This is a genomic window from Microbacterium sp. zg-Y1090 (assembly GCF_030246945.1).
Classification (GTDB): Bacteria; Actinomycetota; Actinomycetes; order Actinomycetales; family Microbacteriaceae; genus Microbacterium; species Microbacterium wangruii.
Genome location: NZ_CP126742.1, coordinates 597,309 through 615,188, shown reverse-complemented (window position 1 = coordinate 615,188; position 17,880 = coordinate 597,309). Strand labels below are relative to the sequence as shown.

General features: G+C 71.7%; 17 protein-coding genes. 5 read left to right on the top strand and 12 right to left on the bottom strand.

Going from position 1 to position 17,880, the window contains the following annotated elements:
• Position 1 precedes the first annotated feature (1 nt).
• The 4 genes from QNO26_RS02770 to QNO26_RS02755 form a co-directional block, all read right to left on the bottom strand.
• The gene (locus tag QNO26_RS02770) at positions 2-295 is read right to left on the bottom strand and encodes a rhodanese-like domain-containing protein (protein WP_257526141.1); all 294 of its coding nucleotides are present in this window, start codon (positions 293-295) and stop codon (positions 2-4) included.
• Between the two features lie 87 nt (positions 296-382).
• Positions 383-481, bottom strand: a complete 99-nt coding sequence (locus tag QNO26_RS02765) for a 30S ribosomal protein bS22 (protein ID WP_003792170.1) — start codon at positions 479-481, stop codon at positions 383-385.
• 82 nt (positions 482-563) lie between these two features.
• Positions 564-755, bottom strand: a complete 192-nt coding sequence (locus QNO26_RS02760; protein ID WP_257526142.1) for a helix-turn-helix domain-containing protein — start codon at positions 753-755, stop codon at positions 564-566.
• 87 nt (positions 756-842) lie between these two features.
• Positions 843-1,244: an ArsR/SmtB family transcription factor gene (locus QNO26_RS02755; protein ID WP_257526143.1), complete on the bottom strand. Its 402-nt coding sequence runs from the start codon at positions 1,242-1,244 to the stop codon at positions 843-845.
• A gap of 68 nt (positions 1,245-1,312) precedes the next feature.
• On the opposite strand from QNO26_RS02755, the gene QNO26_RS02750 reads away from it, so the two are divergent.
• Positions 1,313-2,755, top strand: a complete 1,443-nt coding sequence (locus QNO26_RS02750; protein ID WP_374679341.1) for a TrkH family potassium uptake protein — start codon at positions 1,313-1,315, stop codon at positions 2,753-2,755.
• On the top strand, positions 2,748-3,419 hold the full coding sequence (locus QNO26_RS02745; RefSeq protein ID WP_257526144.1) for a potassium channel family protein: 672 nt from the start codon (positions 2,748-2,750) through the stop codon (positions 3,417-3,419). Before QNO26_RS02750 ends, QNO26_RS02745 begins: the two co-directional genes overlap by 8 nt.
• A 13-nt stretch (positions 3,420-3,432) precedes the next feature.
• Here the strand turns inward: QNO26_RS02745 and proC are convergent, their stop codons facing one another.
• Positions 3,433-4,266, bottom strand: a complete 834-nt coding sequence (gene proC, locus QNO26_RS02740; protein WP_257526145.1) for a pyrroline-5-carboxylate reductase — start codon at positions 4,264-4,266, stop codon at positions 3,433-3,435.
• A gap of 142 nt (positions 4,267-4,408) precedes the next feature.
• On the opposite strand from proC, the gene QNO26_RS02735 reads away from it, so the two are divergent.
• The gene (locus QNO26_RS02735) at positions 4,409-5,524 is read left to right on the top strand and encodes an alpha/beta fold hydrolase (protein ID WP_257526146.1); all 1,116 of its coding nucleotides are present in this window, start codon (positions 4,409-4,411) and stop codon (positions 5,522-5,524) included.
• Between the two features lie 70 nt (positions 5,525-5,594).
• Here QNO26_RS02735 and QNO26_RS02730 read toward each other — a convergent pair whose 3' ends face one another.
• On the bottom strand, positions 5,595-6,032 hold the full coding sequence (locus QNO26_RS02730; protein ID WP_257526332.1) for a nucleoside deaminase: 438 nt from the start codon (positions 6,030-6,032) through the stop codon (positions 5,595-5,597).
• 178 nt (positions 6,033-6,210) lie between these two features.
• Between QNO26_RS02730 and upp the strand changes: the two genes are divergently transcribed.
• Positions 6,211-6,843, top strand: a complete 633-nt coding sequence (upp, locus tag QNO26_RS02725; protein WP_257526147.1) for a uracil phosphoribosyltransferase — start codon at positions 6,211-6,213, stop codon at positions 6,841-6,843.
• Positions 6,844-6,888: 45 nt separating this feature from the next.
• Here upp and QNO26_RS02720 read toward each other — a convergent pair whose 3' ends face one another.
• Positions 6,889-10,410 carry a TM0106 family RecB-like putative nuclease gene (locus tag QNO26_RS02720; RefSeq protein ID WP_257526148.1) on the bottom strand — a complete coding sequence of 1,174 codons (3,522 nt, stop codon included), beginning with the start codon at positions 10,408-10,410 and terminating at the stop codon, positions 6,889-6,891.
• A gap of 160 nt (positions 10,411-10,570) precedes the next feature.
• On the opposite strand from QNO26_RS02720, the gene QNO26_RS02715 reads away from it, so the two are divergent.
• On the top strand, positions 10,571-12,649 hold the full coding sequence (locus QNO26_RS02715; protein ID WP_257526149.1) for an NAD(+) synthase: 2,079 nt from the start codon (positions 10,571-10,573) through the stop codon (positions 12,647-12,649).
• A gap of 78 nt (positions 12,650-12,727) precedes the next feature.
• Here the strand turns inward: QNO26_RS02715 and QNO26_RS02710 are convergent, their stop codons facing one another.
• The 5 genes from QNO26_RS02710 to QNO26_RS02690 form a co-directional block, all read right to left on the bottom strand.
• The gene (locus QNO26_RS02710) at positions 12,728-13,306 is read right to left on the bottom strand and encodes a hypothetical protein (RefSeq protein ID WP_257526150.1); all 579 of its coding nucleotides are present in this window, start codon (positions 13,304-13,306) and stop codon (positions 12,728-12,730) included.
• Positions 13,307-13,395: 89 nt separating this feature from the next.
• Complete coding sequence (locus QNO26_RS02705) at positions 13,396-13,524, bottom strand: hypothetical protein (protein WP_257526151.1); 129 nt, start codon at positions 13,522-13,524, stop codon at positions 13,396-13,398.
• A gap of 13 nt (positions 13,525-13,537) precedes the next feature.
• A complete protein-coding gene (locus tag QNO26_RS02700; protein ID WP_257526152.1) occupies positions 13,538-13,717 on the bottom strand; it encodes a hypothetical protein in 180 nt (59 codons plus the stop codon).
• Between the two features lie 9 nt (positions 13,718-13,726).
• Positions 13,727-16,717 carry an AAA family ATPase gene (locus QNO26_RS02695; protein ID WP_257526153.1) on the bottom strand — a complete coding sequence of 997 codons (2,991 nt, stop codon included), beginning with the start codon at positions 16,715-16,717 and terminating at the stop codon, positions 13,727-13,729.
• Positions 16,714-17,862, bottom strand: a complete 1,149-nt coding sequence (locus tag QNO26_RS02690) for an exonuclease SbcCD subunit D (protein WP_257526154.1) — start codon at positions 17,860-17,862, stop codon at positions 16,714-16,716. Before QNO26_RS02690 ends, QNO26_RS02695 begins: the two co-directional genes overlap by 4 nt.
• Positions 17,863-17,880 lie beyond the last annotated feature (18 nt).

The following is a 17,880-nucleotide window of genomic DNA, read 5'->3' as shown; positions in this document are numbered from 1 at the left end:
GTCAGTGCTCGACGGGAAAGCCTGAAGCGATCCACTCCCCGGTGCCGCCCGCCACATTGGTGGCGTCGTAGCCGCGCTGCTCGAGCGCGGTCACCACCTGCGCGGAGCGGCCGCCGGCCTGGCAGATGACGTCGAACGGCTCGTCGGGCAGACGATCGAGCAGGTCGCCCAGCTGCGACATCGGCAGGTTCACCGCACCGGGCACGTGGCCGGCGGCGAACTCGTGCTCTTCGCGCACATCGATGAGCGGAGTGCCCTGGCGCTCGCGCAGCTGCTGGACGGTGATCGACTTCATGACGGTCCTTTCACACCCGGCCTTCAGAACACGAAGCGCCCCCTGCGACGCGGTGAACCGGTCGGGGGCGCTTGTGTGGGATGCCGCTTACTTCTTGTTGCGGCGCTGGTGGCGAGTCTTGCGAAGCAGCTTGCGGTGCTTCTTCTTCGCCATGCGCTTGCGGCGCTTCTTGATGACTGAACCCACGGAAAACCTCACTATGTCAGGGGTCTGGGAGTGGTGGAACCACACCCGGGATCGGGCAAACGGAAAAATGCCTCGGATCAGTCTAGCCGACGTCGGCGATAGGACGTTGCAAGGCATCCACGACGGCACTCTCGGGCACGCGGTAGCTGCGGCCGAAGCGCACGGCGGGGAGCTCGCCGGCATGCACGAGGCGGTAGACCGTCATCTTGGAGACGCGCATGAGCTCGGCGACCTCGGCGACCGTCAAGAATCGCATATCCGGCAGTTCAGCCATGGTTCCCCCTCGTGATGACCACACTCTAGGGTCCGCATGCGACGGCTGTAAACCGGTGTGACCACTGGGACGGCTGTGGTGTAGGGCTCAGCGCCCCGGCATCCTGCTGAACACGCTCGAGAGGGCATGCTTCGCGGATGCCGCGGCGCGCCCGACAGCCTCCGCCGCCTGCGCGGCGGATCCGGGGAGGGCGGGGAGCTCCTCCTGCTCCTCTTCCAGCATGAACGGCATGAGCCAGTCGTCCACGATGTCCAGCGGCGCCGTGGAGAGGCTGTAGTAGCGATGCTGCCCTTCCTCGCGCACGGAGACGAGCCCTGCCTCGCGCAGGACCTTGAGATGCTTGGACACCGTCGGCTGACTGACACCGAGATCCGCCACGATGCGGGACACGCTCGTGCCACCGTGCTCACCGCCCGACGTGCGCGCGAGAAGGAGCTGCAGGATCTCCCGACGGGTGCCGTCGGCGATCACGTCGAAGATATCCGCCATGGGGTATAGGTTAGCCGCGCCCCTGCGGGAGTACCATGACACGGATCCGAGAGCGAGGAGGACCCCGCATGACGGGGCGAACCGTCGGCACCCGGCTGCGTAGCCGCGCCCTCGCGCGAATGAATCGCATCCGCGACACCTTCCGCGATTTGACGACCTCCTCTCCCGCACGATTCGCGGTGATGGTCTTCGTCGTACTCATCCTCGTGTTCACGGCGCTGTACTCGCTTCCCGCCGCCGCGGCGGACGGTCGGGCGACCCCGCTGGCGGATGCCCTGTTCACGGCCGTCTCCACGATCTGCGTGACCGGACTTTCCACGGTCGACATGTACGCGCACTGGTCGCCGCTGGGCCATGTCATCACCTACATCGGCGTGAACGTCGGGGCACTGGGCGTGCTGACCCTCGCCTCGATCCTGGGGCTGGTGATCTCCAAACGGCTCGGCCTGCGCGCGAAGCTCATCGCCGCCGGCGACACCAATCCGCTGCGCGCCCACGGCGGGCCCGTCAACGAAGGGCAGACGGTGCGGCTGGGTGAAGTCGGCCAGATGCTCTCGACCGTGGCGCTGTCGACCCTCATCATCGAGGCCGCGCTCGCGGTGCTCATCTATCCCGCCCTGCTCGCAGCCGGCATCGATCCCCTCAGCGCCCTGTGGGAGGCCCCCTACTACGCGGCGATGTCCTTCACGAATACCGGATTCGTCCCGAACGCCGAAGGTCTGGCTCCCTTCGCCGACGACTACTACTTCCTGACCGTGCTGATGATCGGCGTCTTCCTGGGCTCCATCGGCTTCCCGGTGATCTTCACCCTGTGGCGACACACCTGGCACGTGCGCCGCTGGTCGCTGCACACCAAACTGACCCTCATCACCACCGTGGTGCTCTTCTTCGCGGGGGCCGTGGCGGTGGTCAGCCTGGAATACGCCAATCCGAAGACCTTCGGGGCGATGGATGCCTGGGACACCGCGTTCCAATCGCTGTTCCTCTCGGCGATGACCCGGTCCGGCGGCTTCTCGCTCATCGACATCGGAGAACTCAACGGCTCCTCGCTCGTGGTCGGCTCGATGCTCATGTTCGTCGGCGGCGGCTCGGCTTCCACGGCGGGCGGCATCAAGGTGACGACGCTGGCGGTGCTGGCGCTGGCGGTGTGGTCGGAGGCCAAGGGGCGCCAGCAGGTCGAAGCCTTCGGACGCCGCATCCCCAGCGACGTGCAGCGCGTCGCGCTCTCGGTCGTGGCGTGGGGAGCGACCATCGTCGCGCTGTCGACCATCACGATCGCGCAGATCACCAAGGCGCCCATCGAATTCGTGCTGTTCGACGTGATCTCCGGGTTCGCCACCGTCGGGCTGTCGACGGGACTCACCGCGGAGCTGCCCGACTCGGGCATCTACGTCATGGCCGCGACGATGTTCATGGGCCGCGTTGGTACAGTGACTCTCGCCGCGGCCATCGCCGCGACAGCGCGTTCGCAGCTGTACTCGATGCCGGTGGAAAGGCCGATCGTTGGTTGAGCAGATCCGGGGAGACGCTCCCGTCCTCGTCATCGGACTCGGTCGCTTCGGCGCCGCCTGCGCGGGGGAACTCGACCGCCTCGACCGCGACGTGCTCGCGATCGACGCGAACCTCGAGCTCGTGCAGAAGTGGTCCGAGCGCGTCACCCACACGGTGCAGGCCGACGCGCGCAACATCGACGCCCTCAAGCAGGTGGGCGCACAGGACTTCCAGGTGGCCATCGTCGCGACCGGCTCGTCGATCGAGGCGTCGGTGCTCATCACCGCGAACCTCGTGGACCTGAAGGTGCCGCAGATCTGGGCGAAGGCCGTCTCGCAGTCGCACGGCAAGATCCTGGCCCGCGTCGGGGCGAACCACGTCGTCTACCCCGAGCGTGAGGCCGGCGAGCGCGTGGCGCACCTCGTCAGCGGCCGCATGCTGGACTTCATCCGCTTCGACGACGACTTCGTGCTGGCGAAGATGTATCCGCCGAAGTTCATCCGCGGCGTCGGGCTGAACGAATCCGGCGTGCGCACGAAGTACCGGGTGACCGTCGTCGGGGTGAAGAGTCCCGGCAAGCCCTTCCGGTATGCCGAGGCGAACACGGTCGTCACCAACCACGACCTCATCATCGTGTCGGGCACGAACTCCGACATCGAGAGGTTCGCCGGCCTCGACCGCTGAGGCCGCGCAAGCTTCAGTCGCCGGCTGCCAGCTCCCGGGCACGTGCGAGCGCGGCATCCGTGGCGCGGGCGAACAGTCCCGCCAGATCGGCGTGCTGCAGCACCGCGACGGCCCGCTCGGTGGTGCCCTTCGGGCTCGTCACCTGACGCCGCAGCTCTGCGGGATCCTCACCGGATGACTCCAGCAGCGCGGTCGCGCCGAGGAAGGTCTGCTGCACCATGAGGCGCGCGTCGGCGTCGGCGAAGCCCTTGCCCCGGGCGGCGGCGGTGAGCTCCTCGATGAGGAGGAAGACGTAGGCGGGGCCCGAGCCCGAGATGGTGGACAGGGCGTCGATCTGCTCTTCGGGCACCTCGACGACGGCGCCGACCGTCTCGAACAGCCGACGCACCAGCGCGACGTGGTCCGCGTCGGCGGTGGTGCCGGGAGCGAGCCCCGTGACGCCCTTGCCGACGAGGGCGGGGGTGTTGGGCATGGACCGCAGCACCGGCACCCGAGGACCCAGGATCGACTCGAATGTGGCGACGGTGACGCCGGCCGCCAGGCTCACCACGACCGTGCCCGGCCGCACGGCCGGAGCGATCTCGCGCAGCAGATCGGGCACCAAGGCGGGCTTCACCCCGATGAGCACGATGTCGGCGGATTCCGCCGCGCGCACGTTGCCCTGCGGATCCCGCTCGAGGGCGATGCTGCGCACGCCGGGAAGCCCTTCCAGCGCCGCGGCCTTGGCCCCGGTGCGGTTGGTCACGGTGACCTGCGGCGCGGATGCCGAGCGCACGAGACCGTGCAGCACCGCACCCCCCATGGAGCCGGCGCCGAGGATCGCGATGGGGGGCAGAGCGGAGGTCATGGGGCCATCCTCGCAGACGACCGGCGGGACTCACCGGCGCATGCCCGGCCCCGTCGGCGCAACGGGCGCGCGGCTATAGTGACGAGCACGGGCGCGGCCCGCACCCGCTTGCATCGAGCAGACGAAGGACGCAGGACGCATCATGCAGACCCTCCTCGACGGGATCCAGTCGCGCCTCATCGAGACGCCGCGGCTGACGGTGAACATCCTCGAGCGCGCCGCGGACGACCCGGCCACCCCGGAGGACCGCACCGTGGTGTTCGTGCACGGGAACGTCTCGTCGAGCCTGTTCTGGCAGGAGATCATGCAGGACCTCCCCGGAGAGCTGCGCGCCCTCGCGGTGGACCTGCGCGGGTTCGGCGGCACCGACCACGCCCCCGTCGACGCCACCCGCGGCGTGCGCGACTTCAGCGACGACCTGCACGCCACCCTGGATGCCCTGGGGCTGAGCGCCGTGCACCTCGTGGGCTGGTCGCTGGGGGCCGGGGTCGTGATGCAGTACGCCCTCGACCACGGCGCACGGTCGCTGACCCTGGAGTCCCCCATCTCCCCCTACGGCTTCGGCGGCACGCGCCGCGACGGCAGCAGGCTCACCGATGACGACGCGGGATGCGGGGCGGGAGCGGCCAACCCCGACTTCGTGCAGCGTCTCAACGACCGGGACACCGGCGACGAGGCATCCACCTCGCCGCGCAACGTCTTCCGCAACTCCTACGTCGCCGCGGGCTACCGCACCGAGCACGAGGACCTGTGGGTCGCCTCGATGCTCACCACGTCCACCGCGTCGGGCAACTATCCCGGCGACACCGCCCACAGTGACAACTGGCCGGGCTTCGCCCCGGGGACCACCGGCGTGCTCAACGCCCTCGCGCCGCGCTACTTCGATGTGTCGGGCGTCGTCGACCTCGACCCGAAGCCGCCGATCCTCTGGGTGCACGGCACCTCCGACGCGATCGTGTCCGACGCGTCGTTCTTCGACTACAACCAGCTGGGACAGCTGGGGATCGTGCCGGACTGGCCGGGCGTCGACGCGGCGCCGGCGCAGGCGATGGTCACGCAGACCCGCGATGTGCTGGGCGCCTATGCCCAGGGCGGTGGCGACGTGGTCGAGGTCGCCCTCGAGGGCGTCGGCCACTCCCCCCACCTCGAGCGCCCGGCGGAGTTCCGCCAGGCTCTGCTGGCGAACATCGGCTACATCGGCCGTCGCGCCGACCCCGCACCGCCCACCGAGGCGATCGTCATCGCCTCCTCGGACTGACGCCATCGGGCGGGGTCCGCCTCGCGGACCGAGGGTCGCGAGGCGGACCCCGCCCGCCGGCCGACCAGGTTCAGAATTCGCGACGGGCGCCGAAGAAGGCGCGCAGCAGCGCCACCGACTGCGCCTCGCGCACCCCGGCGACGACCTCGGCGCGGTGCGGCAGGCGCCGGTCGCGCACGACGTCGTACATCGACCCCGCCGCTCCCGCCTTGTCGTCCCACGCGCCGTACACGAGACGGTCCACGTGGGCCTGGAGGAGCGCACCCGCGCACATCAGGCACGGCTCCAGCGTCACCACGAGGGTGCATCGGGAGAGATTCCACGAGCCGAGCGTCTGGGCGGCGGCGCGCATCGCCACCACCTCGGCGTGCGCCAGCGGGTCACCGGTGGCCTCGCGCAGGTTGCGGCCCTCGCCGATGACGGCGCCGGTCGCATCGGTCACCACGGCGCCGACGGGGATGTCGCCGTGCGCGGCGGCCTCGGCGGCGAGCGCCAGCGCACGGTCCATCGCCGCCAGGTCGGCGTCTCGGGCAGGCAGGGTCACGCGCTCCAGGCTATTGCCCCGCACCCGTGCGAAGAGGGAGCTGCGCCCATCGCCGCAGCCGACGACGTCGGATCCGAGCGTCTCGCGCAGGCTCTCGCGGCCGACGACGGTGGCGGACGACCCCACCGCGTAGGCTGGACTCATGCGTGTGCACGTGGCCAACCACCCCCTCATCACCCACAAGCTGACCGTGCTGCGCGACGAGCGCACACCGTCGCCGATGTTCCGACAGCTGGTGGAGGAACTCGTCACCCTGCTCGCCTACGAGGCGACCCGCCAGGTGCGGGTGGACCCGGTGTCGATCCGCACGCCCGTGACCGAGACCACCGGCGTGAAGCTCAGCGAGCCCCGCCCCCTCGTCGTGCCGATCCTGCGCGCCGGTCTCGGCATGCTCGAGGGCATGGTCCGGCTCATGCCGACCGCCGAGGTGGGCTTCCTGGGAATGCTCCGCGACGAGGTGACGCTGCAGCCGGCCACCTACGCCGAGCGCCTGCCCGACGACCTCAGCGACCGGCAGTGCTTCGTGCTGGACCCCATGCTCGCCACCGGCGGCTCGCTGGGTGCGGCGATCGACTTCCTCTTCGCGCGCGGCGCGCAGGACGTCACCGCCATCTGCATCCTGGGCGCACCCGAGGGTGTCGCTGCCATCGAGCGCCAGGTCGGCGACCGCGATGTGACCCTGGTGCTGGGTGCGCTGGACGAGCGGCTCGACGAGAAGGGGTACATCGTGCCCGGTCTCGGCGACGCCGGCGACCGCCTCTACGGCACCGTCTGAGACCCCGCCGCGCGGTGCGATGCGCCGACGGCGCTGCGCGGGGCCTCAGGCGCCGACCAGGCGCGCGAACGCGCTGAGCCGGGCCACCCCCTCGGGTGTACGCGGCAGGTCGTCGAGCACGCCGGGCGCGTACACGATGTAGGCGGCGTACTTCGCCCGTGAGACGGCGACGTTGAGGCGGTTCTGCAGCAGCAGGAACTCCAGCCCGCGCGGCGCATCGCGTCCGCTGGATGCCGCGAGCGAGACGATCGCGATCGCCGCCTCCTGCCCTTGGAACCGGTCGACGGTGCCGACGGGCACCTCGCCGAAGCCCGCCGCGGCGAGGGCCTCCTCCACGACCACCTGCTGGGCGTTGTAGGGCGTCACCACGATGACGTCGCGGGCGGTGAGCGGCCTCGGCGGCGCACCGGCGCCGTCGGTCCAGGCGCGCCCGACGACGTCGCGGACGATCCGCACGACCTCGTCTGCTTCTTCGGGTGACTGGGTGGCATTGCCGTGGTGGCGCACGGGGATCGGGTGCACGCCCGGCTCGATGCCGCCGACCAATCGCTCGGCGGCAGACGGGTGCGATGCCAGCTCGCCGGCGTACGCCAGCTGCGAGACGGGTCCTGCGACGGCGGGATGCATGCGCCAGGTCTGGGCCAGGAAGTATCCGTGGGCCGCGTCGATCACCTCGGCGCCGTCCATCACCCAGCCGAGGGCGGAGGTGTCCACCGGCTCGGGATGCGTGCCCTGGCTCACCTGCGGCAGCTGCTGCGGATCGCCCAGCAGCAGAAGCCGAGAAGCCGCGACGGACACGGCGATGGTGGATGCCAGGGAAAACTGCCCGGCCTCGTCGATGACGAGCAGGTCGAGGCTCTGCCGTGGCACCCGGGTCGGGTGGCAGAAGTCCCAGGCGGTGCCCCCGATGACGTACCCGGCCGTCTGCTCTGCGGTGAACGCCTGCACGCCGTTCTTCGCGATGACGGTGAAGGACTCCTCCCCCGTCGGCGCATCCTTCAGCGCCTTGGCGACCTGCGCCTTCGGCACCCCGGCGGCGACGACGCGGTCGAGCATGTTCTCCACGACGGCGTGCGACTGCGCGACGACTCCGACGCGGTAGCCGCGCTCGGCGACGAGGCGCGCGATCACGTGAGACCCGACATAGGTCTTTCCGGTGCCGGGGGGCCCCTGCACGGCGAGGTAGCTGCGGTCGAGGTCGGCGATCGAGGCGGTGATGTCCGCCACGATGTCACCCGTGCCGCGGACGAGCGCGCCCGACCGGCTGCGCGGCGGCACTCGTCGCAGCAGGTCGGTCGCGGCATCGGCGGGCAGAGCGGGCGCGGCGGCGATGACGGCATCGGCCCATTCGTCGATGGCGCCCTGCTGGCTGCCGGCGGCGGGCGGCCCCTCGGGAGTGAGCGCGACCGGGAGCTCCGACCAGGTGAACCCGTCGACGGGCGTTTCGCTCACGACGACGCCGTCGTCGAGCACCTCGACGATCTCCGCTGAGCGTGCCGCATGCAGGGCGCGGGGTCCGGCATCGACGGGGAAGGGCGCGGGGCGCTCGTAGACGACGAAGGGCCGGCCGCGCTCCTTCAGGCGCGTGCCCGGGGCGAGCTCGCCCCGCAGCTCCACCAGGCGGCGGTCGACGCGGCCGCCCTCGGGACGGTGCCAGTCCTGCACGACGCGAGAGCGCTCGGCGTCGAACACGACGACGTCGCGACTGTCTGCCCACACCGACACCGGCTCGCGCAGCCGCAGGAAGTGCGTCGCCCAGAACGTCTTGCGCTCGCGAGGGTAGTAGTCGATGGCGGCGGCGGCCAGGCGCAGCGCCTGCGCGTCGGACTCCGCCTGCCCTTCGGCGAGGCGTCCCAGCGCCTCGGCGCGCGGCGACGGCTCGTACCCGGCGTCGACGGGGTCGGGCTCGACCGAGGGTCGCATGCCGGCGTCCTTCGCACGCTCGACCAGCCAGTCCCGGAGGCGCCGCGTGGAGACGCAGTCGTAGCGGTTGTAGTCGGCGAGGTCGGCGAGCACGGCCTCGGATGCCGCGGCGTCGCCGTCGGCGGCAGCGGCCCGCGCCTGCACGTACTTCACGATGGAGTCGTCGCCGCGCTGCACGTCGCTGGTGCGCACCTCAGCGCCCATGTACAGCGGTTCGAGCTTCTTGATCGAGTAGGACCGCGACCCCACCCGCAGCGCCCGGCGCACGATCGGGTAGAGGTCGACGAAGACGCCGTCGCGCAGCAGCCGGTCGACCTCGCCCTCGCGCACGCCGTAGCGAGCGGCCATCTGCAGCAGGTGGGTCGGCTCGTAGGGCGCGTAGTGGTAGATGTGCATGCCGGGGCGCTCGCGGCGGCGCAGCGCGACGAGATCGAGGAAGCGCTCGAACGCGGCGCGCTCCTCGGCGAAGCTGTGCGCCCAGAGGGCGCTGTACTGCTCCCGCACATCGACCCAGCCGAAGAGGTAGTCGATGCCCCAGGTGGTGCCTGCGCCCTCCGTGTACAGCGGGTCGCCCTCGAAGTCGAAGAAGAGGTCGCCGGCGTCGGGAAGCGGCAGGGCGCCCAGCGCCTGCGGGAAGACGACCTCGAAGGTCGGCAGCGGCGCGGGCACCGGTGTCTCGTCTCGCTCCGCCCGCTCGATGACCGCGACGGTGTCCGGCACACCGGCAGGGCTCTCCAGCTGCAGCCGGGCTTGGGTGCGCAGGCTGGCGAAGGTGTCCCACGACATGCGCGGCGGAGCCTCGTCGGCGGCGGCGAGCGCGTCGATCGTGGTCACGCCCGCGGCCCGCAGCCGGTCGCGCTGCACCGGCCGCATGCCGGCCACGAGCAGCAGATCCCGGTGGGCGATGACCTCCAGGTCGCAGGTGGCGCAGCGCCCGCAGGCGATGACGCCCAGCTCACCACGCGGGTCTCCCCAGGCGATCGGCGCACCCGCCGCGCCGGCGGCGACGTCGCGGTCGGCGATGAGCGCGAGCAGCCGGGCGCGGCGCAGGCGGAACGTCGGCAGCAGGTCCCGCACCGCGTGACGCGACGTGGTGCCGTCGCCGAGCAGCAGCTCGACGTGGTCGGCCCGCGCGACCCCCAGCGCGTCGAGCTGCACGACGTAGGCCGCGAGCTGCATCAGCGCCGTGACCCGGGCGTGCCGGGCGAGCTTGGTGTCCTGAACGACCCAGCGGCCGTGGCCGTCGGCGTCCGCTGTGGCGGGGTCGCGCACGAGGAAGTCCGCGAAGCCCACGAAATCGGGTGCGGCGAACGCGGCCTGGTAGATGACGGCGGCGTCGGAGCGCAGCGCCTCTCGGGTGAGCGCGACCGCATCGGCGAGCGCCGCGGCATCGCTCGACCGCGCCTCGGGGATCTCGATGACCCTGCCGGGGAACGCGCGGCGGTAGTCGTCGAGCACGCGCAGCTCGTGCGCGATGCCGAGACGGCCGGCGCGCTCGAGCGTGAGGTCTTCCACCTCGTCCACGGCGGCGATGCGTCCCAGCTTCGCGTCGATGGCGCGCAGCCAGGCGAACTCGCATTCCGCGGCCGCTTTCAGGTCGCTCGCGCTCCAGACGATTCGGGCTTCGTCCTCGATGTATCGCATGTTCCCCTTTCGCCTTCGACCCTAGCCGCGGGTTCGGACACCGAGCGCGGCGCCCCGGGCCGCCTGAGGAGCGGTCGCGAACGATCCCGGCGAGCCCGCCTCCGGCAGCGACGCGCAACCCTCTCCGTGCACCGCGCGTGCACCCTGCCAGACTGGAGCCATGAGCCTCCCCTTCGAGAGCGTCTACCGTCACGGGTTCACCCGCATCGCCGCGTGCACGATCCCCCTGGCTGTGGCCGACCCGGCCACCAACGCCGAGTCGGTGCTGCAGTCGTGGCGGGGGTGCCACGACGACACCGTCGCCGTCGCCGTCTTCCCCGAGCTCTGCCTCACCGGGTACGCCATCGAGGACCTCGTGATGCAGGACGCCGTGCTGGATGCCGTGGAGCGCGCGATCGAGCGCCTCGTCGCGGCATCCGTCGACCTCTTCCCCGTGCTCGTCGTCGGGGCGCCGCTGCGCCATCGCAACCGCCTCTACAACTGCGCCGTCGTCATCCACCGCGGCGAGGTCGTCGGGGTCGCGCCGAAGTCGTACCTGCCGACGTACCGGGAGTTCTACGAGCGCCGCTGGTACGCGGCGGGAGAGGCATGGTCGGGCGAGCCGATCCGCATCGGCATCCATGAAGCCGTGTTCGGCAACAACCTGCTGTTCGAGGTGCGCGATGTGCCGGGGCTCGTGCTGCACGCCGAGGTCTGCGAAGACGTCTGGGTGCCCATCCCGCCGTCGTCACGGGCCGCGCTGGCCGGCGCGACGGTGCTGGCCAACCTCTCGGGCAGTCCGATCACGATCGGCCGGGCCGACGATCGCAAGATCCTCTGCCAGTCCCAGTCGCTGCGCTGCCTCGCCGCGTACGCGTATGCCGCCGCCGGCATGGGCGAGTCCACGAACGACGTGTCGTGGGACGGCCAGACCATGGTCTACGAGGCAGGCGCGCTGCTGGGGGAGACCGAGCGTTTCCCCGAAGGGCCGCGCCGCACCGTCGTCGACGTCGACCTCGACCGGCTGCGACAGGAGCGCCTGCGGCAGGGGACGTTCGACGACAACCGTCTCGCCGACGGCGGCGAGTTCCTCACGGTGGAGCTGTTCCTCGACCCGCCGGCGACCGATGTGGGACTTCGCCGGCCCCTGGACCGCTTCCCGTTCGTGCCCGACGACCCGGCCCGCCTCGACCAGGACTGCTACGAGGCGTTCAACATCCAGGTGTCGGGCCTGGAGCAGCGCCTGCGCGCGATCGGCGGGCCGCGCCCTGTCATCGGCGTGAGCGGCGGGCTGGACTCCACCCATGCCCTGCTGGTCGTCGCGCGCGCGATGGACCGCATGGGCCGGCCGCGCAGCGACATCCTCGCCTACACGATGCCGGGGTTCGCGACGAGCGAGCACACCAAGACCAACGCGATCGCCCTCGCCGAGGCGATCGGCGCCAGCATCCAGACGATCGACATCCGTCCCGCGGCGAACGAGCTGCTGAAGGGCATCGGGCACCCCTACGCCTCCGGCGAGCCGGTGTACGACGTCACCTTCGAGAACGTGCAGGCCGGCGTCCGCACCGACTTCCTCTTCCGCATCGCCAACCGCGAGAACGGCATCGTCATCGGCACGTCCGACCTGTCCGAGCTCGCGCTCGGCTGGGCGACCTACGGCGTCGGCGACCACATGAGCCACTACGCCGTCAACGCGGGTGTGCCGAAGACGCTGATCCAGCACATCATCCGCTGGGTGATCGCGCACCGGCCCGGCAGCGGCGGCACCGCCGACGACGCTGCGACCCGGCTGTCCGACGATGCGGTCGCCGTGCTGCGCTCCGTGCTCGACACCGAGATCAGCCCCGAGCTGGTGCCCGCAGGCGAAGACGGCAAGGTGCAGTCGACGCAGGACACGATCGGCCCGTACGCGCTGCACGACTTCACCCTCGCGTACGTGCTGCGCTACGGCTTGCGCCCCTCGAAGATCGCGTTCCTCGCCGAGCACGCGTGGGCCGACCCGGATGCCGGCTCCTGGCCGCCCGGGTTCCCCGCCGAAGAGCGGTACGGCTACGACCGCGAGACGATCGTGCGGTGGCTGCGGGTCTTCCTGCAGCGGTACTTCGGCTTCGCGCAGTTCAAGCGGTCGGCGATCCCGAACGGCCCCAAGGTCGCCGCGGCAGGCTCGCTCTCGCCCCGCGGCGACTGGCGGGCGCCCAGCGACGGCAACGCGCGGGCCTGGCTCGCGGAACTCGACGCCGCGCTGACCGACAGGTAGTCAGCGGTCGGCCGGCACCGCCGGCCGGCGCCGCCGGGTGCGTTGCGGCGCCGCGAGGTGCGTGGCGGTGAGGGAGGGTCAGACGGGCATTGCGCCGTAGGCGATGGTGATGATCCACCCATCGCGGGAGGCGTCGAGCAGGTGGTAGCCGAGCTTGCGGTCAGGAAGCCATCCCTTGCGCCTGGCCGCGTCGAGCTTCACCCGCTCCGCCGCCACGCGCACGCCGCGCCCGTCGGCCTCGAGCACGGCCTGCACCTTCGTCCAGTGGTCCAGGAGCGCTGGGATGTCGTCCTCGTTGAACAGGTGCGAGTGCTTCTGCATCATGTGGATGTCAGCGGCATCCGGGTGCATGTCCCGCACGTCCAGTCCCAGCGGCAGCGCCGGATCGGCGACGGCGACGACCGTGGCGGAGCGATAGCTGGCGGTCTTGACCTCGTACGGCAGCTCGACGCCGTCGCGGGAGGCGATGAGGCGGGTGTGGTAGCCGTAGCCTCGCGGGGGCTCGCGTTCGACGCGGATCTCGTGGGGCTCGCACTTCTGCAGCTTCGCGACGATCTCGCGCGTCAGGATGCGCCGTCGATCGTGCACGCTGACGGCGGGGTCCCAGCCCAGCCGGGCAGTGATCGCCTCAGGCGTCTCGAGCAGGACGGATTCCATGTCATTCCTCTTCTCCGGCCGAAGCCGTCCACCATCTTCGCCCAGGTCCCGCCCCGGGGCCACGGGGCCGGGCCGTGAATACCGCCGGCTCAGCTGCCGCCGGAGAGGATCCCGATGACCCCCGAGGTGAGCATGTACACGCCGATGGTGCCCACGACGAGCCAGACGCCGATACGGGCCGGAGAGGGCTTGTTCTTCTCAGGGTCGACCGAACTCACCGCGGACCTCCGCTCAGCGCCGCGAGCCGGAGAAGGCCACGCGCAGCACGAGGAAGACGATCACCGCGACGACGGCGACGATGGCCAGCTTGAACGCGAACACGAGGAAGGCGCCCAGCACCTCCACGAGCACCCAGGCGATCACGACAGCGACGATGACACCGACGACGGTCCACAGTGTGCTCTTGTTCATCCCCCCAGCTTACGAGGCCGCCGGGACGGGCGCGTCCTGGGTGATCACGCTGGGGCCTCGGGGGGTCGCTTCGACGAGCAGCTGAGCGGGCAGCTGCTCCTTCATCGCCTCGACGTGACTGATGACGCCGACGGTACGGCCACCGGCGCGCAGTTCGTCGAGGGTGCGCATCGCCAGCTCGAGCGTGTCGGCATCGAGTGAGCCGAATCCCTCATCGATGAACAGCGTGTCCAACCGCAGTCCCCCGGCGCGCGCGGTGACGACCTCGGCCAGGCCCAGCGCCAGGGCCAGGGAGGCCAGGAACGTCTCGCCCCCCGACAGCGACTGCGGCGGGCGCAGGCGGCCGGTGTGCGCGTCGAGCACCTCGATGCCCAGCCCGGACGCGGCACCCCGGGCCGCGCGGGCGTCGGTGTGGTGCAGGGTGTAGCGCCCCGCCGACATCTCCCCGAGCCGCACGTTGGCCGCTGCCACGATCTCCTCGAGCTCGGCGGCGAGCACGAACGTCTCGAGGTCCATCTTCATCGTGTTCGGCGCACGCCCGGCCACCGTGTCGGCGAGCCGGCGCACCGCTTCGGCCTCCTCTGCGTGGGCGGCGACGGCGGCATAGGCGTCGTCGGCCTGCACGAGCAGGTCGCGCAGCCGCGCGGCGACGTTCTGCGCGTCGCGCTCGGCGGCGATGGCGGTCGAACGAGTGGCGTCGGCCGCGTCGACCGTGGCCTGAGACGCCGCGAGATCCACCGGTTCATCGGGCGCCCCGGCCAGTTCCAGTTCGAGTTCGAGGGCGCGCTGGCGCGTGGCGGCCAGAGCTGCGTCGTGAGCGCCGATGCGGTCGACGAGCTCCCGCACCACACGATCGTCGCGCAGCGCCGCCGCGGCGTCGTCGGCGTCGGTGAACACGGATGCCGCGAGGCGGGCGTCTCGCTCGGCGACCGCCGCGTCACGGTCTTCCACGGCGCGAGCAGCGGTGGCGCGGGCAGCACGGCACGCGCGGGCGGCGTCTCGCTGCGCCGTGGCCACGGCGACACGGTCGGCCACGGTGGGGTGGTCCCCCCGTGCGGCCGCGATGGTCTCACCCATGGCCGTCACGGTCGCGTCCAGCGCTGCGGCGGTTTCACGTGCCGAGTTCAGGTCGGCGGCCAGGCCGTCGCGCGCCGTGAGCGAGACGGCTTCGAGCTCTTCGAGCTGCCGGCACTGCGCGTCGAGGCGGTCACCCTCACCGGCAGCGGCAGCGGCGGCGCCCACAGCGGCCTCGGCGGCCGCCAGCTGTGTCTCGAGGGACTCGACGCCCTCGCCGCCGGCTCGCGCGGCCGCGTGAGCGTGCGCGTCACGCGCGGCGCGCGCAGCGTCCGACGCGGCGCGCTCGGCTGCCAGTGCGGCATCGCGCTGCGCTTCTGCTTCGGCCAGCAGCTCATCCGTCACCGGCTCGTCGCCGCGCGCGGCGGGGGCCGGGTGCGCCGTGGCACCGCACACGGCGCACGGCTCGCCGTCGATCAACGCGGCCGCAAGCTCTCCGGCGTAGCCGTCGAGTCGTCGCTGCAGCAGCACCGCCACACCGGCAGCCGCGGCGGCCGACAGCGCGGCGGCGTCGCGATGGGCGGCATCGGCCTCGCGCAGCACGACCCCGAGCGTCTCTGTCTCCCTGGCCGCGGCGACGCGAGCCGCGAGGCCGTCACGGTGAGCGGTCGCGCCCGCGAGAACGGCGGCGCGCGTGCGCGCATCGGCGAGCTGGTCGCGCAGCCGCGTCAGCTCGGCGGGGATCTGAGCACGTTGCTCGTCGAGCGTCGCGAGTTCGTGCTCGAGCACGGCGACCCGGCTTCGGGCAGCGGCACGCTCGGCCTCGCGGTCGGCGAGCGCGGACTCCTGGGCCGCGGCGGCGGCCCACACCGCCAGGTCGCCGGTGAGCTGTTCCTCGACGACGGCGAGGTCTGCCTCGGGGTCGGAGGCCAGGAGGGCCCATGCCTCGTCGGCCTGGGTCGCCGCGGACGTCGCCTCGGCAGCGGCCTGCGCCGTGCGGGTCGCCATGTCGAGCACCGAGCGCAGGGCTTCGGCTGCGCGGGCGCGCTCCATCGTGATGCGGTCGGAGGCGATGCTCTCCGCATCGCCCTCGAGGGATGCCAGCCGGTCGCGGGCCTGCGCGAGGTCGGCGTGCGCCTTGGCCAGGGCCACGCGCTCGGCATGAGCCGCCGTCGCCGCAGCGAACGCGGCGTCGGCATCCGCCCGCGCGCGTGTGAGGGTCTCCTGCCGGTAGTCGGCACGCTGGACGGCCCGCTCTGCGGCGTTGCGGCGCCCGGCGAGATCGGTCGGCACCCCGCCTTCACCGGCGAGCGCGTGCTCGGCGATGAGGCGCTCGGCCTGGTCGAGCAGCGTGCGGGCGTGCTCCCCGAGCGTGTCGAGACTCCTCGCGGCCTCCTTGCTGCGCTCGGCGAGGACGCGCACGTACTCCTCGTATCGCCGGGTGCCGAAGAGCGTGCGCAGCAGCGGCTGGCGCTCGGCTCCCGAGGCGAGGAGGAAGCGCGAGAACTTGTTCTGCGCCAGCAGGATCACCTGCTGGAACTGCTGGGCGTTCAGGCCCAGGATCTCGTCGAGGGCGAGCCCGACATCGCGCGGCTTCGCGGCGCGCCCGACCCACTCCCCCGCGACCTGCTCCTCGAGCGTCGCGCGGGTCGGCTCGGTGGTCAGTCCCCCACCACGCCGCGCCGGCCGCTGGTACTCCGGCGCCCTGGTGACCCGCCACCGACGGCCGGCGACCGTGAACTCCAGCCGCACCTCGGTGGGGTCGTCAGGGGTGCAGTGATCGCTGCGCAGGCGCTTGTCGCCGGAGTCGTAGCGCGGCACGCTGCCGTACAGGGCGAAGCTCACCCCGTCGAGGATGCTGGATTTTCCCGCGCCGGTGCGACCCGAGATGAGGAAGATGCCGTCACGGTCGAACGCGTCGAAGTCGACCGTCTGGGTGGCCAGGAACGGCCCGAAGCCCGTCAGTTCCAGCCGGTGCAGCTTCACGTCGCCGCCTCGGCGAGGGTGCGGTCGTCGAGCAGGTCGTCGATGAGCGCACTCTCGCGGTCGTTCGCGCCCTCCCCCTCCCGCACGTGCCGCAGGAACACGTCGAGCAGCTCGCGGTCGCTGCGCGCGGCGCGCACCCGCTGCGAGTAGCTGCGGCCGTCGTCGGGCATCGTCTCGGCGGGTCGGTGGGCGACGCACGCGCAGTGGGCGAAGCGCTGCTGCAGCCGGCGCATCGGATCGCGCTGCGGCAGCGGGTCGGTGTACTCCACCGACACCCAGGCATCCTCGTGCACGGCGAAGCGCTCGTCGGCGAGCAGTTCGTCGAGAGGACCGGTGAGCGTGACCAGCCGGCGGGGCACGGGCAGCTCGAGCCAGGTGACCTCGGTGAGACCGGCGGCGCCGAGTTCGACCAGCCACGACCCCCGCGGCTTGTCGCCCTCGCCGAAGCTGTAGTGCAGCGGGGCGCCGGCGTAGCGGACCGCATCGGACAGGCGCTGGCGCCCGTGGATGTGGCCGAGGGCCATGTAGTCCACGCCGTCGAACGCCGACAGCGGCACGACGTCGAGCCCGCCCTGCTGGATGTCGCGCTCGAGGTGCGGCGTCGGCTCGACGCCGGCGGCGAAGCAGTGCGCCACCGCGACCGAGCGCCCGCCGCGCTCGGCGAGATCAGTCCGCACCAGGTGCATCGCGTGGGTCATGACATCGGCCTGCGACCGAACACCCGGCCACACATGCCGCAGCAGCGCAGGCTCGAGGAACGGCAGCGCGTAGACGTGGACGGCACCGTGCGCGTCGGTGAAGGTGAGCGGCGTGCCGGCGGTCTGCGGGTCGGTGACGACGTGGATGCCCTCGCGCAGCAGCGCCGACTGGAAGCCGAGCCGGGCGGCGGAGTCGTGGTTGCCGCTGGTCACGACGACCTGAGCGCCGGCGTCGGCCAGCGCGACGAGGGTGTCGGTGAGCAGTGCGTAGCAGGCGGCGGCCGGGGTGGCCGAGTCGAACACGTCGCCGGCGACGATCACGACGTCGACGTCGTTCTGGCGCACCTGCGTCACCATCGCGTCGAGCACGACGCGCAGGGCATCGAGGGTCGCGTGCCCGTGGAAGGTGCGCCCGATATGCCAGTCGGAGGTGTGCAGGATGCGCATGCCTTCACGGTAATCGGC

Coding starts and splice junctions, on each gene's coding strand:
- QNO26_RS02755 (WP_257526143.1), bottom strand. CDS start 1,244: ATGGCGGATATCTTCGACGTGATCGCCGACGGCACCCGTCGGGAGATC.
- QNO26_RS02690 (WP_257526154.1), bottom strand. CDS start 17,862: ATGCGCATCCTGCACACCTCCGACTGGCATATCGGGCGCACCTTCCAC.
- QNO26_RS02770 (WP_257526141.1), bottom strand. CDS start 295: ATGAAGTCGATCACCGTCCAGCAGCTGCGCGAGCGCCAGGGCACTCCG.
- QNO26_RS02760 (WP_257526142.1), bottom strand. CDS start 755: ATGGCTGAACTGCCGGATATGCGATTCTTGACGGTCGCCGAGGTCGCC.
- QNO26_RS02720 (WP_257526148.1), bottom strand. CDS start 10,410: ATGCGATACATCGAGGACGAAGCCCGAATCGTCTGGAGCGCGAGCGAC.
- QNO26_RS02700 (WP_257526152.1), bottom strand. CDS start 13,717: ATGAACAAGAGCACACTGTGGACCGTCGTCGGTGTCATCGTCGCTGTC.
- QNO26_RS02750 (WP_374679341.1), top strand. CDS start 1,313: ATGACGGGGCGAACCGTCGGCACCCGGCTGCGTAGCCGCGCCCTCGCG.
- proC (WP_257526145.1), bottom strand. CDS start 4,266: ATGACCTCCGCTCTGCCCCCCATCGCGATCCTCGGCGCCGGCTCCATG.
- QNO26_RS02730 (WP_257526332.1), bottom strand. CDS start 6,032: ATGGACCGTGCGCTGGCGCTCGCCGCCGAGGCCGCCGCGCACGGCGAC.
- QNO26_RS02715 (WP_257526149.1), top strand. CDS start 10,571: ATGAGCCTCCCCTTCGAGAGCGTCTACCGTCACGGGTTCACCCGCATC.
- QNO26_RS02710 (WP_257526150.1), bottom strand. CDS start 13,306: ATGGAATCCGTCCTGCTCGAGACGCCTGAGGCGATCACTGCCCGGCTG.
- QNO26_RS02735 (WP_257526146.1), top strand. CDS start 4,409: ATGCAGACCCTCCTCGACGGGATCCAGTCGCGCCTCATCGAGACGCCG.
- upp (WP_257526147.1), top strand. CDS start 6,211: ATGCGTGTGCACGTGGCCAACCACCCCCTCATCACCCACAAGCTGACC.